This is a genomic window from Pseudofrankia sp. EUN1h (assembly GCF_001854645.1).
GTDB classification, from domain to species: Bacteria; Actinomycetota; Actinomycetes; order Frankiales; family Frankiaceae; genus Pseudofrankia; species Pseudofrankia saprophytica.
In genome coordinates, this window is sequence record NZ_MBLN01000116.1 from 1 (window position 1) to 17724 (window position 17724).

A 17724-nucleotide genomic window follows, 5' to 3' on the forward strand; every position below is an offset into this window, starting at 1 on the left:
GTCCTGGGCAACGACTGCGCCGCGCTCGTCCGGTTCGACGGGGCGAAGAAGGCCATCGTCCCCATCAAGGACCTCCAGACCTTCGGCCACGAATACCTGTTCTCGGCCGCGTAAATCGCCCGAGCACGCCCCGAAGGCTGTGCGGCCGAACCTGGCCGCACAGCCTTCGGGCTTTCTACGGACAGTGAACGGGCGACGGGCCACGACGGCGACGGTCGACGAGGATGTCGCCGGCCACCCGGAGCGGCTCGGCGTAGACCGTGGCTCGGCGGAAAAAACGGTGCTCCCGACGTTCGCCGGGAGCACCGTGGACGTGATGTGAACGTGATGGTGAAGGCCTGTCAGCGGCCAGAAATGGCTGGACCGGCCGCGGGGCGTTGCGTTGCCTCCCGCGGCCGGCCCAGGTCTGGGGGCTACTGCTCCAGCCGGTGGCCGCACCAGCGGTTGCGGTTGGCGGGGTCGGAGCTTGGGACGACCTCGTAGCCGGTGCCGGCGTCGTTCACGCGCATGAAGGTGTAGCAGGTGGCGATCTGGCCCCAGTCCTTGGTCATGTCGACCGGACCGGGCAGCAGGCCGCCGGCGTCGAACTTGCTGGCGCRCAGGGTGTCGATGAACTGGGCGCGGGTCGGGCAGGACCCGGCCTTGTCGAGACCGTAGAGGAACAGGTCGGTGAGGATGTAGGTGACGAACGCGAGCTCCTGGTCGGGCGGCTGGAGCTCGGGCGCGTAGCTGCTCATCGCCGACAGGTACTTCTGGTGGGCCGCGCCGCCGATCTCGAACGGGACGTAGTTGACGGCCGCGGTCAGCCCGCTGAGCGTCTTGCCGTACTGGTTGACCAGTGACTTGTCGTAGCCGCTGGGCGCGAGCACGACCTTCACCGGCGCGCCGGCCTCACGGATGCCGCGGACGACCTCGGCCAGGTCGGTGCCGGCGAAGGCGGCGCTCACCACGTCGACCCCGGCCTGCTTCAGCTGCTGGCCGAGCTGGACCGGGTTGGTGACGTTCCCGTTGAAGATGAAATGACCGGGCGCCATCTGGATGCCCGCCGACACCAGGCTGGCACTGATCTTCGATCCGATGTCGTTGCCGGACGAGGTGACGTCGTTCTGGATCACGGCCGCCCTGGTGCCGCCCTGAGCCTTCGCGAAGTCGCCGAACGTCGAGACCGACGGGCCGTCGCTGAACACGTATGCGTAGGCGAACATGTTGCGATACCGCTGGTCCGTCCAGAACGGCTCCGCCGGAATCCCTGTCGCCGGGATGCCGTGCTCGCGCAGGTAGTCGGCGCCCTGGGCGGCGGCGATGGACGCCTCGACGAACCCGAAGACCTTCTGGTTCTCGGTCAGGTCGCGGACGATCTCGAGGTTCTGGGCGGGCTCGCTGGCGTCGTCGCGCCAGGTGTAGACGAGCTTGCGACCGTGGATCCCGCCGGCCGCGTTCGCCTCCTCGATCCGCGCGATGAACCCGCCCTTGGCGGCGGTCAGCGAGGCGGCGCCGGCGCCGGTGTCGGGGTAGACGAAGCCCAGCTGGATCGAGTCGTCGGTGAAGCCGGGAGTGTTGCAGCTGGCGACCGCGCTGCTGCCCGCGCCGCCGCCGGAGGACGCGCAGCCCGCGGCCAGCACCGCGACCAGGGCGGTGGCCAGCGCCGTGGGCCGCGACGCGCCGCGCCGGGACCTGGACAGGGTCCTCGGGGCGGGCCGCGCATCCCACGAGCGGGAGATCGACGGGTCGCGGCGCGGCCGCCGCCGGAGGCGCCGTGAGGAGGCGTCGCTTTTCTGGGAGTCGCTGGGCGCGCTGAGCACCACCGTCACCCCCGGCCCAGGGTCAGGAACCCTCGCGGACCGAACGAGGCGCGCGAGAAACGGACTCCCATGCACTGACAAGCCAAGATGGTCTCCACGTAAGTCTTCTTCGGGATCGTCAGGAATCCAGGGCCTGCTGCGGGACGACGTCGAGCTCGGGCAGCCCGGCGCCGGTCACCGCGGCCGGGTCGAGGTCGTCGGCCAGCGGTGGGAACGCCGGGGGGCGTTTCTGCGTGAAACTGTCCAGCCCCTCGCGGAAGTCGGGGCCCGTGACGGCGACAGCCATCGCCCGGTAGGAGCGACGCAGTGCCGTCTCGAGGTCGCTCTGCTGGTCGGCGTGCAACTGGTGGCGGATGAGCGCCAGGGAAGCCGGCGAACAGTTCGCGGCGATGTCGGCGGCGTAGGCGCGCGCCGCCGCCAGGAGCTCCGCCGGCTCGACGACCCTGCTCACCAGCCCGAGCGCGAGGGCCTCGTCGGCGTCGAAGACCCGTGCGGACAGCAACAGGTCCGCCGCCCGCTCCGCCCCCACCAGCCTGGGCAGCAGCCAGGTGGCGCCGAACTCGCCGGCCAGGCCACGGCGGGCGAACGCGGTGGTGAACCGGGCACCGCGCGCGGCGAACCGGACGTCGCACAGCAGCGCCTGGACGAGACCCATACCGGCGCACGCGCCGTTGATGGCCGCGACGAGTGGCTTGCGCAACGCCCAGGCCCGCACCGGCGAGCGGCGGCCGGACAGGTCCAGGCCGCCGCTGGCGATCCCGTCAAGACGGCCGCTGTCGACACCCGGGCAGAAGGTCCTGCCCGCGCCGGTGACGACCGCGACCCGGATCCGCGGGTCACGGTCGACCTGCTCGAGCGCCTCGAAGTAGCGAAGCTCCATGTCCGGGTTCCAGCCGTTGCGCCGGTCCGGGCGGTTCAGCGTGACGACGCCGACCCCGTCCGTGCCGACGTGCAGCAGCACCGGCCCGTCCGCCACGACCGCGACGTCGCCGTTGCTCGGTGTGTCGTCGCTGCCCGGGGCATCGCTGCCGGGGGCGTGGCTGTCGGGGGTGTCGCTGGCCGCGCCATCCGATGATCGTTCGGGTGGCGTCCCCACCTCGTTCCCTCTCATCGTCCCCTCGGTTCGGTGTGCCCGGCTCGGCGCGCGCGATCATCCGGCGTTGCGCGGCCGGCGCGTCGGGTAGGGCGGTAGTGGGGGCGCCACTACAGGCAGACGGCCGGTCGCCGGCTGATCTTGAACGCGGTGAGGTCCGCTACCGGTCGCGCGGTTCCGTGCCGTCCCGGCTTGCTGATCCACAGTCAAGATTGACGTCGACCTTGAGGTGCGCGGCCCATAGTAAGCGGACTGTCTTGGCGACAAACGGGCGGGACCTCGACGGGTCGCCCCGGCGCTGCGCTCCCAGGACGTCCGCGCGTCCGTGCGCTCGGGCGTTCGGGCGCCGCGCCGGTCTCCCGTCGAGCGGCTGTCGCCCTCGTGCCGGGCGGCTGTTGGGACGATGTCCCTATCGTGTGACCGTTTCCCGGGTTTCCAGACCTGGGCTCCCAGATTTCCAGACCGTGGGTCGCGGTGAGGGTCTGGCGGGGCATAGAGAGAAACATCTCGTCCGGGGCGCGGCGCGCCCCGCGGTCACGCCCGGGGCCCGACGGGCAGGTCGCCGCCGCGCGGCAGGCGCATCGCCTGCAGGCAGAGCCGGCTCAGCTGGTCGGCGGCGGTCGCGAGGTCGCGGTCGACCCCCGGGCGCGGGAAGGAGCGGTCGGCGAATCCCTCGACCATGCCGATGAGCCCGAGCAGAATGCTTTCCGGGCTGACCTGGGCCTCCGCCAGCCCGGCACGCTGCAGCCGGCGGACCGGCTCGACGTGCCGGGCCACGGCCCGCATCCGCGAGTCCGCCCGGATGGCCCGGACCTCTTCGTCGTGCCAGCCGATCTGGCGGACGAGTCCCAGCAGCCGGGCCTCCAGCCGATAGGCCTCCAGGTACCGGCGGACGCTGGCCCGCATGAGGTCACCCAGCCCGTCCAGGCGACCCGGCTCGAAGAGCAGGCCGTCCAGGGGAGTGCCCAGCCGGGCCGAGGCCTCGCGCGCGAGCTCCAGGAAGGCGGCCTCCTTGGACTCGAAGTGGCGGTAGAACCCCCCGTGGGCCAGACCGGCGAGATGGACGATGTCCGTGACGCGGGCGTCGTGGAGTCCATCTCGCTCGAAGACCATCCTGGCCGCCGCCAGCATCCGCGCCCGCGATTCCCGGCGCGCGGTCGGGAGCGGGGGTCCCGACTGTTCGCGGTCCGCGGGTGGATCGAACGGCAACGGTGCTCTCCTCTCGGCCGCGTGCACGTGCCCGGGTTCGCTAACCTGCCCGGATTCCCTGGCCTGCCCAGGCTCGCTGGCCTGCTCGGGCTCGTTGACCCGGCTAGTCGGTCTGGTCCGTCAGGAGTGCGGCCTGCATGCCGRCGTCGATGGGGATGTTGACGCCATTGAGGTAACTGGCCGCGTCGGAACCGAGGAACGCGAGCACCTGGGCGACCTCGCGCGCCGTCGCCGGCCGGCCCTGGTGGCCTTGTCTGACCGCCCAGTCGAGCAGCTCGTCCGTCATCGTCGCCCGGAAGTCGGCGAGCAGCGGCGTGCTGATCGGGTTGGGACAGGCGCTGGTGATCCGGATGCCCGACCGGCCGAGTTCCCGGGACGCGTACAAGGTGTAGACCTGGCCGCATTCCTTGGACAGGCCGTAGGAGTCGGCGGTCAGCTCGGGGTGGGCGTCGAACCAGGCGAGCGCCTCGTCCCAGTCGTCGATCGCCATGAGCTTCAGCAGGTCGTCGCGGTGGTTGGGCCAGCCGGTGCCCGCCATCGACGAGGTCAGCACGATCGCGCCGCCCGCGGTCATCCGTGGGGCGAGCCGTTGGCACAGCCGGCGGGTGGCGAGGAAGTTGACGCTCAGCACGGTCCGCGTCGGCTGGGTCGCGGCGACGCCGGCGTTGGCGAACAGCACCTGGGCAGGGCCGTCGACGGCCTCGGCGGCGGCCTCCACGCCGGCCTCGGTGGACAGGTCCGCGCGGATGAACTGGTGGGCCGGCCCGGCCGGAGTGTCCCGGTCGATCGCCGTGATGTGCGCCGCGTCGAGCTCGACGAGCAGCTCCACGAGCGCCGCTCCCACCCCGGAGGCGGCGCCGGTCACGACGACGCGCCTGCCCTGGTAGCTGAACGGGTTTCCCACCGGGCCCCTTTCTTGATGTCGGTGACACGGCCTGATGCCGGCGGCACGGCCAGGCGCGCGGGAAGGTGCTGGCCGGATGTGTGACGGGCCGGAGCCCGCCCGGTGGCTCGGGCGGGCCTGGGCCGCCCGAGCGTCTCGGCGCGTCAGCCGGTGATCGCGGGAAGCGTCTCCCAGCCGCGGACGGTGGAGGTGCGGGCCTGGCGGGCGTTCGGCCAGTCGATCTCCCAGTCCGGGAAGCGGCGCAGCACCTCGTCGAGGGCGACGCGGCCTTCGAGACGGGCGAGCGCGGCGCCGAGGCAGTGGTGGATGCCGTAGCCGAAGGTGAGGTGCCGGCCGACGTCGCGGTGGATGTCGAAGCGGTCGGGCTCGGGGAAACGGCGCTCGTCGCGGTTGGCCGAGCCGTTCAGCAGCAGCATGATGCTGCCCTCGGGGACCGTCTGGCCGTGGTGGGAGACGTCGCGCGCGACGTAGCGGGCCTGGACGGGGGAGGGGGACTCGTAACGGAGGAGTTCCTCGATGGCGTTCGGGATGAGCGACCGGTCGGCGACCAGCTCGCGGCGCGCCTCGGGGTTCTCGGCGAGCACCTTGCCGGTCCAGCCGATCAGCCTGGTGGTCGTCTCGTTGCCCGCGCCGGCCAGCAACATGACGTAGGTGATGACCTCCTCGCGGGTCAGTGTGCGGGTCGTGCCGTTCTCGTCCTCGAACTCGGTGGTCAGCAGCTCGGTCATCAGGTCGTCCGACGGGTTCTTGGCCCGCCAGTCGATGTACTCGCCGTACATCTCCATGCTGGCCATGAAGCTGTCGGGGGGCACCAGGTCGGTGCCGTCGCCGGTGAGCCGCAGGCCCTCGTCGATCCGGTCCCGCAGGGCCTCCTGGTCGTCCTCGGGAATGCCGAGCAGGTAGCCGATGGTGCGCATCGGCATCTGCGCGCCCAGGTCCCGGATGAAGTCGAAGCGGCCCGCGCCGACGAGCGGGTCGAGGCTGCGCGCGCAGAACTCCCGGACCTTCGGCTCGAGCGCGAGCATCTTCTTCGGGGTGAAGACCCGGGCCAGGAGGCTCCGGTGGACCGTGTGGATCGGTGGGTCCTCGAACAGGATATTGCCCGGCGGAAGCTCGATGTTGGCCTTGATGAGCTCCAGGACCGAGCCCCGGCCCGAGCGGTAGGTGTGCCAGTCCGCGAGCGCCGGCTCGACGTCGGGGAACCGGCTCAGCGCGAAGAAGTCGAACTTGTCGTTGCGGTAGAGCGGCGCCTCGTCGCGCAACCGTCGCCACGTCGGGTACGGGTCGGCGTCGATCTCGGCGTCGTAGGGGTCGTAGTACACGTCGCTCGGGCTCGTCACCGTCATGCTCGGCTCCTTCTCGCGGCCGTGATCGTGAGGAGAATCATGCGTCGTCTCGCCTCCGGCTGTCGCGGTTCCCGCGTGGCCCGGCCGGGATGGTGACCGCGGGTGTCCGCCGGATCGCCGGGTCCGCCAGTCTCCGCCGGTTCTGGCCGCCGGCGGAGACTGGCGGAGACCGGCGGTCAGCCCTGCGGATTGACGAGCGTCTGGGTCTCGAGGTAGGCCTCGAGACCCTCCATGCCCATCTCGCGGCCGATTCCGGACTGCTTGAACCCGCCGAAGGGGTTGCGGAGCTCGACGACGGTGCCCGAGTTGATCGCGAGAACGCCGGTGCGGACGCGCCTGCCGACGGCGGTCCCGCGGGCGGGGTCGCCGGTCCAGACGGAGCCGGACAGTCCGTAGTTCGAGTCGTTGGCGATGCGGACGGCCTCGTCCTCGCCGTCGTACGGGATCACCGACAGAACCGGACCGAAGATCTCCTCCTGGGCGATGCGCATCCGGTTGTCCACGTCGGCGAACAGCGTCGGCTCGACGTACCAGCCCCGGTCCAGCTCGGCGGGCCGCCCGCCGCCCTGGACGAGCCGGGCGCCCTCGCCCGTGCCGGCCTGGATGAGGCCCTCGACGCGGGTGCGCTGCCGTTCGGCCACGAGCGGGCCGACGAGGGTCTGCGGGTCGGCGGGGTCGCCGACCTTCGCGGTGGCGACCAGGTCGGCGAGGCCGTCGACGACCTCGCGGTAGCGGTTGCGGGGCGCGAGGACGCGGGTCTGCGCCGCGCACACCTGCCCGGTGTTCATGAACGCCGCCGGCAGCAGCGCGGGCAGGGCCGTGCCCAGGTCGGCGTCGTCGAGGATGATCGCGGCCGACTTGCCACCGAGCTCCAGGGTGCAGCGCTTCAGCTGCTCGCCGCAGATCGCGCCGATCTTGCGGCCGACCGCGGTGCTGCCGGTGAACGAGACCTTGTCGAGGCCTGGGTGGCGCACGAGGAGCTCGCTCATCTCGCGGTCCGCGGTGATGATGTTGATGACGCCTGGCGGCAGACCGACGGACTCGAGGACCTCGGCGAGCAGGTAGCCGGTCAGCGGTGTCTCCGGCGCCGACTTGACGACCATCGTCGATCCGGAGGCCAGGCTCGCCCCGATCTTCATCGCGATCAGGAACAGCGGCACATTCCACGGCACGATGCCCGCGCACACCCCGACCGGGGCCTTGACGACGGTCGCCGGGGCCAGCAGGCCGGGGCGCTCCTGCTCGAACGGGAAGGTGTCGAGCAGGTCGGCGTAGCCGTCGAGGACCATGGCGGCGGCCAGCGTGTTGCCCAGCAGCGCGAAGGTGGAGGGGGCGCCCATCTCCGCGGTCACCGTGTCGGAGAACTCCTGCGCGCGCGCCTGGATCGCGGCGCTGATCGCCCGGATCACGGCGGCCCGCTCGGCGGGGGAGGAGCGCGGCCATGGGCCGTCGTCGAACGCCGTGCGCGCCGCGGCCACCGCGCGGTCGATGTCGGTCCCGTCCGCCTCGGGGACGGTCGCGATGACCTGCTCGGTGTGCGGCGAGACGACGTCGATGGTGCGGGCACTCGCCGGCGCCACCCAGGCGCCGCCGATGAACAACCGGTCCTTGACGACCGGCGAGGTGACCGGTGGCGCGCTTGCCGAGGGCAGTAACGACATGAGACGACTCCGCCAGGTAGGAACGTCGAAGACTTCGCCAGGGGGTTTGGCCGGTAGGTGGCGTGGATTCAGGCCCGGGCTGGCGCTGGTCGGCTCGCGACCGCCGTGAACGGTGCCGAGAGTCGGCGTCCGGCGAGCAGCCGGCCATCGCCGCTCGTTCCACGTTGGCTACGAGTCGTGGCTGGCAGCGTTTCATGACGCACTGCGCGAAGCAACAGTCGCATTATGCGAACACCTGAGGCCGGTTCTCAGCCCTGCCAGCGGGCCGGTGGGCGGCCCTGGGTGCTGGCCGTCAGGGTCTCGGCGGCCGCGCGGACGCGCTCCCCGAGGTCGATGACCTCGGCGCCGGTCCGCACGGGCGCGTAGTGCTGGTCGGAGGCGCAGATCGCCGCCAGCACGACGACGACCTCACCGCGCGCGTCGAACACGGGGGCGCTGACCGTGGTCGCGCGGTAGGTACCGGCCAGATCGATCGTCGCGGGAAGCGCGTCCGCGAGGCCGAACGTCCGGTGGACCTCGCCCAGGATCCGGCGCAGCGCCGCGGCGTGCTCGGCGCCGCGCTGATCCTCGCCGAGCTCCGCGGCCAGCAGGTCGAGGCGTTCGCGCAGGTGCCGGTCCACCTCGACCGACCAGCCGCGCGCCCGCACCCCGGCGAGGCTCGGCGTGATCTGCGCCAGCGCGTCGCCCGGCCGGTCGGAACCCAGTCGGTCGAGCCACTGCTCGACCGCGGTGGGATCGTCGGACCAGGCGACGCAGACCGATCCGATCGGCGGCTGCAACGGGAACCGGTCGCCCAGCCGCAGGTGACGGTAGGCCGCCCCCAGGCTGCCCGCCGCGCCGCCGCCGTTCGCCGCGGGCTGGGGCGGGGCTCCGATCTCGCCGATGAGCAGTTCGTCCCGCTCACCGGGAATGGCGCCCGTGACCAGCGCGAGGCAGGTCAGCCCGGTCACCGCGGCGAGGCCGCGGACCACCGGGCGGGCGGCGTCGATGACGGCGTGGCCGCGGGCCGCGGCCCGCCCGGCGGCGACCAGCGCCGGGCCGAGCCGGTACGTGTGCCGGTCCGGGTGGCGCAGGAGCCAGCCGCGCCGGGCCAGCGTCACGACCATCGGGTGGATCGTCGTCTTGCTGAGGCCGAGCGCTCGCGCGATCTCGGCCAGCGTGGCGCCGTCGACCGGACGGGTGGCGAGGAGGTCCACCAGGTCGAGTAGCCGATCTGTCTGCGGTGAGGGTCTGCTGCTCATGATGCGGCGACCGTAGCTCAGCCGCCTGGGCGGTTCGCATGATGCTTCCCTGCCTTCGCACAGTGCGGACCCGGGCGACGATCCGTTGCGACTGCCCGCCGGCCGCCGCTAAGGTCACGAGGTCGAAGTCGATGTCGACATAGACCTCGGTCGGGAGGCTGGGCTACCCCGGCGGCCGAGTTGACCTCCGCGGAGGCGGTGGTCGTCGCGTGCGCGGGCTCCCGCGCGGGACTATGGCGGGACCTTGGCGGACCATGAATGTCGGCGTCATGAACGTCGGCGTTCGGGGTGGCTGTCGGCGGATTGCGGAGGTGGGCGGCCGTGACGACCGTGKGGAATCTGCTGCGCGAGCGGGCGGACAGCGATGCCGTCGCGCTGCTGTTCGGGGACGAGCGCTGGACCTACCGACAGCTGGTCGAGGAGGCGTACCGCCGCGCGTCGGTGTTCGAGTCGTTACGCGACGACGACCGTCCGCCGCACATCGGCGTCCTGCTCGACAACGTGCCCGACTACCTGTTCTGGCTGGGCGCGGCGGCGCTCTCGGGTTCGGTCGTCGTCGGTGTCAACGCCACCTATCGAGGCGAGGCGCTGGCGCAGCTGGTGCGGCACACCGACTGCCAGCTCCTGGTCACCTCGGCCGGCTACCGGCCGCTGCTGGAAGGCGCGGACACGGGCGTCGCCGCGGAGCGGACGCTGCTCGTCGACAGCGACGAATACGCCACCCGGCTCGCCGCCGCGCCGTCGGCGCCGTCCGCGGTGCCTGAGCGGCCGGCCGCCGCCGCCGACGACCTGTTCCTTCTGATCTTCACATCCGGTTCGACGGGGTTGCCGAAGGCGGTGCGCTGCACCCAGGGCCGGTTCGCCCGGACTGGTGCCCACGTCGCGCGGATCGCCGGGCTCGGTGCCGCCGGTGCCGCCGGTGCTGCCGGCGGTGCTAGTGCCGGTGGCGGTGCCGGGGACGGCGTGGCCGTGGGTGACGTGGTGTACGCGCCGCTGCCGTTCTTCCATTCCAGCTCGCTGTTCACGGGCTGGTCGTCGGCTCTCAACGCCGGTATCCCGATCGCGACCCGGGCGAGGTTCTCCGCGTCGGGCACGCTGCCGGACATCCGCCGCCACGGCGCGACGATGCTCACCTACACCGGCAAGGTGCTGAACTACATCCTCGCCACCCCCGAGCGTCACGACGACGCGGACAGCCCCTTGCGGCTCGCGATCGGCAACGAGGCGTCGACCCGGGACATCCGCGAGTTCGCCCGCCGGTTCGGCTGCTCGGTCCGGGACAGCTACGGCTCCACCGAGGGCATCATCATCATCCGTCGCGACCMCTCGATGCCCGAGAACGCGCTGGGCACGGCCGACCCTTCGGTCCGGGTGCTCGACCCGGAGACGGGCGMGGAATGCCCGGCGGTGGTCCTCGACGCGGCCGGGCGGCCGGCGAACCTGGACGAGGCGGTCGGTGAGATCGTCGAGACCGCACCCACCTCGGGGTTCGAGGGCTACTACAACAACGAGAACGCCACCCGGGCCCGGTTCCGGGGCGGTGCCTACTGGTCCGGCGACCTCGCCTACCGCGACGCGGACGGCTGGCTGTACTTCGCGGGACGGTCGAACGAGTGGCTGCGCGTCGACGGGGAGAACTTCGCCGCGGCGCCGGTGGAGGCGATCCTCGCCCGCCATCCCGAGGTCCGCTCGGTCGCGGTCTACGCCGTGCCCGACGACCCGGTGGGGGACCGGGTGATGGCGGCGCTCGAGCTACGCGGCGGAGCCGGCTTCGACCCGGCGGCGTTCGACGCGTTCCTCGCCGAGCAGCCCGACCTGGGGCCCAAGTGGGTGCCGGCCTTCGTCCGGGTGACCGGCGAGCTGCCGAAGCTGGCCAGCATGAAGATCGACAAGCGCCGCCTCCGCCGCGAGGCCTGGCGGTCCGGGCCGGTCGTGTGGCGCCCGGCCAAGGGCGAGCCCCTGCGCCCCCTCGACGACGCCGACCGGGCCCGGCTCGACCCGCTGCTGGGCTGAGGAGGCCAGCGCGGTTCCCGGCCACGTTCGCGCGGCCGATGCCTCGAAGATCGCCAGGACTGTATCCAAATCCGAACTGCGAGCCCTCGCCCGTTCGGATCCAAGTACAGATCTGACGATCAAGCCCGCGGCGCGGTGGTCATGAGCGGGCCGTGATCGGGTGGGGCTTGGGTGGAATGGTGTGAATGCGCTTTTACGGGGCGGTTTCGCCGATCGAGAACGTCATCAGGTCTCGACCGACGGTGACGCGCCCCGCATAGCCGCCCTTGCGCACGTCCGCGGCGAAGTTCTCCTCGGCCTCGGTGGTGTCCGGCGCGGGAATGAGGTGGGTCAGGACCAGATGGGGGATGCCGGCCCGTTCCGCCATCGCGCCCAGCGCCACCGTGTCGGCGTGGTACGAGAAGATGGTCTCGAAGGGCGTACCTCGGACGAAGTCGGCGAGGGCCGACGCGCGGCAGGCCTCGTGCACGACGAGGTCGGCGTCCCGGCAGAGGTCCTCGGCCTCGGTGCAGACCCTGGTGTCCCCGGAGATGACCACGCGTCCGTCGGGAGTATCGACGCGGTACGCGTCCGCCCCTTCCACGGGCTCGTGGTGCACGCCGACCGCGGCGACGGTGACCTTCCCGTCCCCGCTGGTCCAGACGATCTCCGGCCGGTCGCCGACGGCGAACGCGTGCACCGTCACCTCGGGCGGCGACGCCTGTACGTGCTTCTGCCTTACCTCGATGTCGTCCGCGTAGGGCGTGAGCATGGTCCGCGCGAAGCGCGCCGTGGCGCCCTCGGGGGCGACGACGTCGAGCGGGCCCGCCGGGAACGCGTGGCTTTGTACCCACCGGGCCATGGCGAGATCGGGTAGTCCCACCACGTGGTCACTGTGCACGTGCGTGAGGAGGACGGCGGACAGCGCGTGTGGGTGGACACCCGCCTCCGCCAGCCGCAGCGTCGTCGACCGGCCCGCGTCGAACTGCAGGACCGTCTCGCCGGAACGCACCAGGACCCCCGCCCCGGCCCTTCCCGGCGCCGGGAAGGGCACGCCGGTGCCCGTCAAGGTCACGGTCGTGGTCACGTCCACCTTCTCAATCTTGCCAGGCGGGGAAGCAAACAATATCCCCCCGGCCCGGCCCGGCCCGGCCGCGGTCATGGGTCGTCAGGCGAGGAGGTCGACACGGCTCGTCGATGGCTGGCGATGGGGACGTTTGAGAGGTGGGCGGGACGCTCACGTTCCAGGCGAGACCTCAGCCATCCACCCAGGGAGGGGATGCACCATGGCGCACGACCTCGACAACCTGAAGATCGCGATCCTGGTCGCGGACGGCGTCGAGCGGGTGGAGCTCGACCAGCCCCGCGGGGCGTTGCTGGGTGCCGGCGCGACCACCGAGATCGTCTCGATCCATCCCGGCGAGATCGAGGCTCGACAGTTCGACTCCGTGCCCGCGGGGACGTTTCCCGTCGACCGGCTGATCGCCGACGCGTCCGTCGAGGACTACGACGCCCTGTTCCTGCCGGGCGGGATGACCAATCCCGATCGTCTGCGCATGAACGGCGACGCGGTCGGCTTCGTCAGGGCGTTCACCGCGAGTGGCAAGCCCATCGCGGCGATCTGCCACGGCCCCTGGATGCTGGTCGAGGCGGATGTCGTGCGCGGGCGCAGGGTCACGTCGTGGCCGAGCATCCGGACCGACCTGCGCAACGCCGGGGCGCAGGTCGTCGACGAGGAGGTCGTCGTCGACGGGCAGTTCACCACCAGCCGTTCGCCGGCCGACCTGCCGGCCTTCTGCCGGGCGATCGTCGAGCAGTTCGCCCGGTCCCGCGTGTCGGGGTAGGTGCCGCCCTCGCCGGCGTTCGCTCGTCAGCTCGCCGGTGGTAGATCGCCACCAACGTGTCGCCCGTGTCGCCATGTCGTCGCGGTCGCGGATCCGGTTACACCGCGACCGCGACGACACGTCCGCGGCGATCAGGAGCGATGTTTCCCGGATCGGACACTTGCCAGTTACAGCACATGTGTCCATTATCTCGCGTGTGACGTTCAGCCTCCCGCCGGCGGTTCCCGTTCGGGACCGTCGGGCACGCCGCTCGCGGTCCGCGCTGCTTCGGGCGGCGGCCGACCTGGTGGGGGAGCGCGGCACGGCAGCCGTGCCGATCTCCGACATCGCCGACGCGGCGGACGTGAGCCGGCAGGTGCTGTACCAGCAGTTCGGCGACCGTGACGCGCTCCTCCTCGAGGCCGCGCTGGATCTCGCGCGCCGGGACCTGATGCCGCGGCTCGGGGATCCCGCGGCAGCGGTGCCCGGCCGTGCCCGATCGCTGGCGGTGGCCCGACACTTCGCGGAGTACCGCGGCTTCTACCGGGCGTTGATGTCGGGCTCGATCGCGTTCGCCCTGGGAAAGGCGATGACAGGCCTTCTCGTGCCCTTCCACCGGCAGCTCTTCCAGGAGGCGTTCAGCGGGAGCCTCGACGCGCGGACGGCGAATGATCTCGCGACGTGTCTCGCCGGTGGCGGGCACGCCCTGGTCTGTGCCTGGGTGATCGACGGCGAGGATCCGCTCGACCCGGAGGAGTTCGCCGACCGGATCACCCGGATGGTGTCCGTTCTCGTCCACGCGCTTGTCGCGGCGCACGCCCCCGGCAGCGAGCCGGGCCTTCTCACATCCGGCCAACTAGGCGAGAGGACCATCCGATGACCGCGGGCAGCACCGACGCGTCCCGGCGCACCGCCGAGCCTGAGGGCGAACCTGAGGTACGTACCGCCCGCGGGAGGTTACGCGGCCGTTGGGAGAACGGGTTGGCCGTCTTCCGCGGTATCCCGTTCGCGCTGCCACCCGTGGGCGACGCGCGGTTCGCCGCACCACGCCCGGTGCCCCCGTGGGAGGGGGCGCGGGAGGCGTTCGCCTTCGGCCCGCCGCCGCCGCAGGACGCCGGGATTCCCGGGAGAACCGGTGTCGTGGACACGTCGGCGGGGGAGGACTGGCTGACGGTCAACGTCTGGTCGCCGGACCCGGATCCGGCGGCCCGCCGCCCGGTACTGGTGTGGGTCTACGGCGGGGCGTTCAAGGTTGGCCAGGCGGGAAGTCCCGGCTACGACGCGAGCCACATCGCCCAGGAGGGCGACGTCGTCGTGGTCTCCTTCAACTACCGCCTGGGCGTCGAGGGGTTCGCGCGGATCGCCGGGGCGCCGGCCAACCGTGGGCTGCTCGACCAGGTGGCGGCGCTGGAATGGGTGCGCTACAGCATCACGGCATTCGGCGGTGACCCGGACCGGGTCACGGTGTTCGGTGAGTCGGCGGGCGCCGGGTCCATTGCCGCCCTGCTGGCGATGCCCCGGGCCGAGGGTCTGTTTCGACGGGCGATCCTGCAGAGCCCGTCCGGCATCTTCTTCTCCGACGAGCTGGGCGGCGACATCGCGACAGCGATCGCGGCGGAGGCGGGCCGGCGGGCGACCGTCGAGGACCTGTCCGCCGTGGACCCCTACCGGCTGGTGGACGCGGGCGCCGTGGTGACGACCAAGATGCGCGAGCACGAGGACCGGTGGGGCGCGGTCGCCCACACCGTCACGCCCTACGCCCCGGTCGTCGACGGCGACGTGCTCCCCACCACGCCGTGGCGGGCGCTGCGGGCCGGCGCGGCGCGGGGGATCGGCCTGATCATCGGGCACAACCGCGACGAGTACCGGCTGTTCACCGCGCTCGCCGGGCAGCGTGGCCGCATCGGGGACGAGGACGCCGCGCTGACGCTGCGCACCTTCGGTCCGCCCCCCGACGCCGAGCGCGCCTACCGCGCGGCCTTTCCCGAGGCCTCGGCCGAGTACCTGCACGAGCTCGTCCAGTCCGACTGGCTGTTCCGCATGCCCGCGCTGCACCTCGCCGACGCGCAGACCGCCGGCGGTGGTCGCGCCCACCTCTATGAGCTGACCTGGGCCACCCCCGGCGCCGGGGGCGTGCTGGGCGCCTGCCACGGCCTCGACGGCCCGCTGGTGTTCGGTACCTTCGACGCCCACCTGGGCCCGCTGCTCCTCGGTCCCGAGCCGTCCGACGAGGCCAGGGCACTCGCGGCCCGCATCCGGGGCGCCTGGACCGCCTTCGCCACCACCGGTGACCCGGGCTGGCCCGCCTACGACACCGAGCGACGACTAACCCAGGTCTTCGACGCGAACCCGACCGTGACCGCGTACCCGGAGGACTCGTCCCGACGGCTTTGGCAGGACCACGTCTTCGGCACGCTTCCCTTGCACGCCTCCTGACGGGGCGCAGCCCAACCTGAAACCCCGCTTCGCCGCTCCACCGGAGCGCCGTGTTCTCCGTATCCGCGCAGTGCCCGTCAACGTAGTGCCCATCGACACAGGCAGGGAACATGACGCTTATAAATGGACTGACCGGTCGTTTGAGGGCTGGACGGCCGCACCCGGCGGCAGCGGCCCTGCCAGCGCACACCGGCCCGAGGCGGGCCTTACGGTCACGGTTCGCCGGCACCGCCGTCCTGGCCGCGGGTCTGGCCTTCGTCTCCGCCTGCGGCGGCGGCTCGGACGTCCCCGAAGGCGCCGCGACGCCGGCGGCGAGCGGCTCCGCGAGCGCCGCGGACCCCCTCGGCCCGGTCGACAAGGCGACCGGCGCGCCCGTCAAGATCGGCATGATCATCGACGGCGCCACCCCCGTGCTGGACTCACGGCCCGTCGGTCTGGTGGCCGAGGCGACCGTCAAGTACCTCAACGAGCACAAGGCCGGGATCGGCGGCCGGCCCATCGAGCTGACCGTCTGTGAGACCCAGGGCGACCCGTCCAAGGCCACGGACTGCGGCAACCAGATGATCCAGAATGGTGCCGTCGCCGTCCTCATCGGCACCTCCGGCGTCGTCGACGACGCCTGGAAGCCCCTGGGCGAGGCCAAGATCCCTGTCATGCTCTACGGCTCGAGCGACCCGGCACTGCTGGCGAGCCCGACGACCTTCTCGCTGGGCAACCCGACCTTCCCCGTCATCGACCTGCCGATCCAGGTGGCCAAGGACGAGGGCAACAAGAAGGTCAGCGCCGTCGTGATCGACGTTCCGGCCGCGCTCCACTCGGCGCAGGAGGTCGCGCCGCCGCTGTTCGAGAAGGCCGGCATCGGCTACGAGCTGATCCGCGTGGCGCCGGGTACCGCCGACATGACGCCCCAGATGCAGCAGGTCATCTCGAACAAGTCCGATGAGGTCTTCATCATCGGCAACGACTCGTTCTGCATCAGCGCCATGCAGGGCCTCAAGGCCGTCGGCTTCACCGGCACCATCAGCGCCATCTCGCAGTGCGTCACCGACGCGACCCGCAAGTCGGTGCCCGGTAGCACGCTGAAGGGCATGGTCGTCAGCGCCACCGCGCCGGTCGGCCCGGACAGCCCGTCGATGCGCCTGTACCAGAAGGTCGTCGACACCTACGGCACGGACATCGACACCAGCGTCCAGGACAGCATGATCGCGTTCATGCTGACCACGGGCCTCCAGGTGGCGACGCAGGGCATCTCCGGGGACATCACCCCGGCGACCGTCGCCTCGACGATCAAGGCGATGAAGGAGACGGAGCTGCCCGGCGGCGCCGGGCTGAAGTTCCGCTGCAACGGCAAGGCCGACCCGGCCAACCCGGCCGTCTGCGTCCTCGGTGGCCTCATCACCACCCTGGACGACAAGGGCCAGCCCGCCGCGTACAAGGTCCTCGGCAACACCCCGATCGCCGACTGACAGCTCGACTCAGGCCTGTCTCTCAGGCCCGTCCCGCGCCTGTGCGCAGGTCGGCCTCGAGGCCGGCGAGGAGGCACTCGATGGTGTAGCGGTAGAGAGCGGCGCGGCTGGCGTCGGGATCTTCGGCCCAACCCCGTAGCCACGGCTGCATGGTGGCCCAGCCCGCGCCCGCGCCCGGCGGCGCGGGTGCGGACCGCAGGGCGATCGCGGCGTCGCCGCGGCCGTGCCCGGCGAGCGCGCGGTCGTCGTCGAGGGCGACCAGCAGCATGGCGCTGTTGAGCAGGGTGGCGTAGGCGAGCGGGGCTCGGTCGCCGAACCCGGCGGCGGCGAGCAGGCCGATGCCCCGATCCATGATCGGGAAGGCGGATGGCACGGTGGCGCCGTCCCGGCACAGCCGGCGGGCGACCCCGACGTAGCGGCCGACGATGTCGCGGCCGGGGAAGAGGAACGCCCGGAACCAGTCCTGCCAGCCGAGGTCGACGGGCGGGTTCGGCATCATCGCCACGACCCGCTCGACGACGGCGTCGAGGATCGCCTCCCGGTCGCCGACGTGGTACGCGATCGTGTTCGGCCAGACCTTGAGGGCCTGGGCGAGGTCGCGGATGGTCCAGCCGTCCAGGCCACGTTCCCGGCTCAGCTCCAACGCGGCGTCGATCACCAGGCCCGGGGTGAGCCTGGGCCTGGTGCCGACGTCCGTTCCTCGACCGCGTTCCGCCACGGATGTCACGGTCCCACACCCGGCCAGGGCCGG

Annotated in this window: 14 protein-coding genes; 5 read left to right on the plus strand and 9 right to left on the minus strand. The window is 72.0% G+C overall.

The window, feature by feature from the left end:
* Nucleotides 1–413: 413 nt before the first annotated feature.
* The 7 genes from BCD49_RS38950 to BCD49_RS38980 form a co-directional block, all read right to left on the minus strand.
* Entirely contained in the window at nucleotides 414–1802 is a 1389-nt protein-coding gene (locus tag BCD49_RS38950) for an ABC transporter substrate-binding protein (RefSeq protein ID WP_241832491.1), read from the minus strand.
* 118 nt (nucleotides 1803–1920) lie between these two features.
* Nucleotides 1921–2913, minus strand: coding sequence for an enoyl-CoA hydratase-related protein (locus tag BCD49_RS38955; RefSeq protein WP_007509201.1), 993 nt, complete (start codon nucleotides 2911–2913; stop codon nucleotides 1921–1923).
* A gap of 516 nt (nucleotides 2914–3429) precedes the next feature.
* Complete coding sequence (locus BCD49_RS38960; protein WP_007509203.1) at nucleotides 3430–4104, minus strand: TetR/AcrR family transcriptional regulator; 675 nt, start codon at nucleotides 4102–4104, stop codon at nucleotides 3430–3432.
* 103 nt (nucleotides 4105–4207) lie between these two features.
* Nucleotides 4208–5008 (minus strand): coniferyl-alcohol dehydrogenase, encoded by an 801-nt coding sequence (locus BCD49_RS38965; protein ID WP_071042511.1) that lies wholly within the window; start codon nucleotides 5006–5008, stop codon nucleotides 4208–4210.
* A 143-nt stretch (nucleotides 5009–5151) separates the two neighbouring features.
* Entirely contained in the window at nucleotides 5152–6354 is a 1203-nt protein-coding gene (locus BCD49_RS38970; RefSeq protein ID WP_007509207.1) for a cytochrome P450, read from the minus strand.
* Between the two features lie 176 nt (nucleotides 6355–6530).
* Nucleotides 6531–8015, minus strand: a complete 1485-nt coding sequence (locus BCD49_RS38975) for an aldehyde dehydrogenase (protein WP_007509209.1) — start codon at nucleotides 8013–8015, stop codon at nucleotides 6531–6533.
* Nucleotides 8016–8263: 248 nt separating this feature from the next.
* Nucleotides 8264–9256, minus strand: coding sequence for a helix-turn-helix domain-containing protein (locus BCD49_RS38980; protein ID WP_007509210.1), 993 nt, complete (start codon nucleotides 9254–9256; stop codon nucleotides 8264–8266).
* 321 nt (nucleotides 9257–9577) lie between these two features.
* Here BCD49_RS38980 and BCD49_RS38985 point away from each other — a divergent pair, with 321 nt between their 5' ends.
* Entirely contained in the window at nucleotides 9578–11269 is a 1692-nt protein-coding gene (locus BCD49_RS38985; RefSeq protein WP_071042512.1) for an AMP-binding protein, read from the plus strand.
* A gap of 193 nt (nucleotides 11270–11462) precedes the next feature.
* Here BCD49_RS38985 and BCD49_RS38990 read toward each other — a convergent pair whose 3' ends face one another.
* Entirely contained in the window at nucleotides 11463–12335 is an 873-nt protein-coding gene (locus BCD49_RS38990) for an MBL fold metallo-hydrolase (RefSeq protein WP_027140828.1), read from the minus strand.
* 199 nt (nucleotides 12336–12534) lie between these two features.
* Between BCD49_RS38990 and BCD49_RS38995 the strand changes: the two genes are divergently transcribed.
* The 4 genes from BCD49_RS38995 (at nucleotide 12535) to BCD49_RS39010 (ending at nucleotide 16973) form a co-directional block, all read left to right on the plus strand.
* On the plus strand, nucleotides 12535–13092 hold the full coding sequence (locus tag BCD49_RS38995) for a type 1 glutamine amidotransferase domain-containing protein (protein WP_007509216.1): 558 nt from the start codon (nucleotides 12535–12537) through the stop codon (nucleotides 13090–13092).
* Nucleotides 13093–13288: 196 nt separating this feature from the next.
* Complete coding sequence (locus BCD49_RS39000) at nucleotides 13289–13951, plus strand: TetR/AcrR family transcriptional regulator (protein ID WP_051467082.1); 663 nt, start codon at nucleotides 13289–13291, stop codon at nucleotides 13949–13951.
* A complete protein-coding gene (locus BCD49_RS39005) occupies nucleotides 13948–15507 on the plus strand; it encodes a carboxylesterase/lipase family protein (RefSeq protein ID WP_007509219.1) in 1560 nt (519 codons plus the stop codon). The genes BCD49_RS39000 and BCD49_RS39005 overlap by 4 nt, the downstream gene beginning before the upstream one ends.
* 110 nt (nucleotides 15508–15617) lie before the next feature.
* Complete coding sequence (locus BCD49_RS39010; protein ID WP_007509221.1) at nucleotides 15618–16973, plus strand: ABC transporter substrate-binding protein; 1356 nt, start codon at nucleotides 15618–15620, stop codon at nucleotides 16971–16973.
* A 22-nt stretch (nucleotides 16974–16995) separates the two neighbouring features.
* Here the strand turns inward: BCD49_RS39010 and BCD49_RS39015 are convergent, their stop codons facing one another.
* Nucleotides 16996–17700: a TetR family transcriptional regulator gene (locus BCD49_RS39015; RefSeq protein ID WP_198939488.1), complete on the minus strand. Its 705-nt coding sequence runs from the start codon at nucleotides 17698–17700 to the stop codon at nucleotides 16996–16998.
* Nucleotides 17701–17724 lie beyond the last annotated feature (24 nt).

What these genes read in the sequence shown, in the direction of transcription:
- BCD49_RS38955 (WP_007509201.1), bottom strand. Translation starts at nt 2,913, where the DNA reads ATGAGAGGGAACGAGGTGGGGACGCCACCCGAACGATCATCGGATGGC.
- BCD49_RS38970 (WP_007509207.1), bottom strand. Translation starts at nt 6,354, where the DNA reads ATGACGGTGACGAGCCCGAGCGACGTGTACTACGACCCCTACGACGCC.
- BCD49_RS38975 (WP_007509209.1), bottom strand. Translation starts at nt 8,015, where the DNA reads ATGTCGTTACTGCCCTCGGCAAGCGCGCCACCGGTCACCTCGCCGGTC.
- BCD49_RS38980 (WP_007509210.1), bottom strand. Translation starts at nt 9,256, where the DNA reads ATGAGCAGCAGACCCTCACCGCAGACAGATCGGCTACTCGACCTGGTG.
- BCD49_RS38995 (WP_007509216.1), top strand. Translation starts at nt 12,535, where the DNA reads ATGGCGCACGACCTCGACAACCTGAAGATCGCGATCCTGGTCGCGGAC.
- BCD49_RS39005 (WP_007509219.1), top strand. Translation starts at nt 13,948, where the DNA reads ATGACCGCGGGCAGCACCGACGCGTCCCGGCGCACCGCCGAGCCTGAG.
- BCD49_RS39010 (WP_007509221.1), top strand. Translation starts at nt 15,618, where the DNA reads ATGACGCTTATAAATGGACTGACCGGTCGTTTGAGGGCTGGACGGCCG.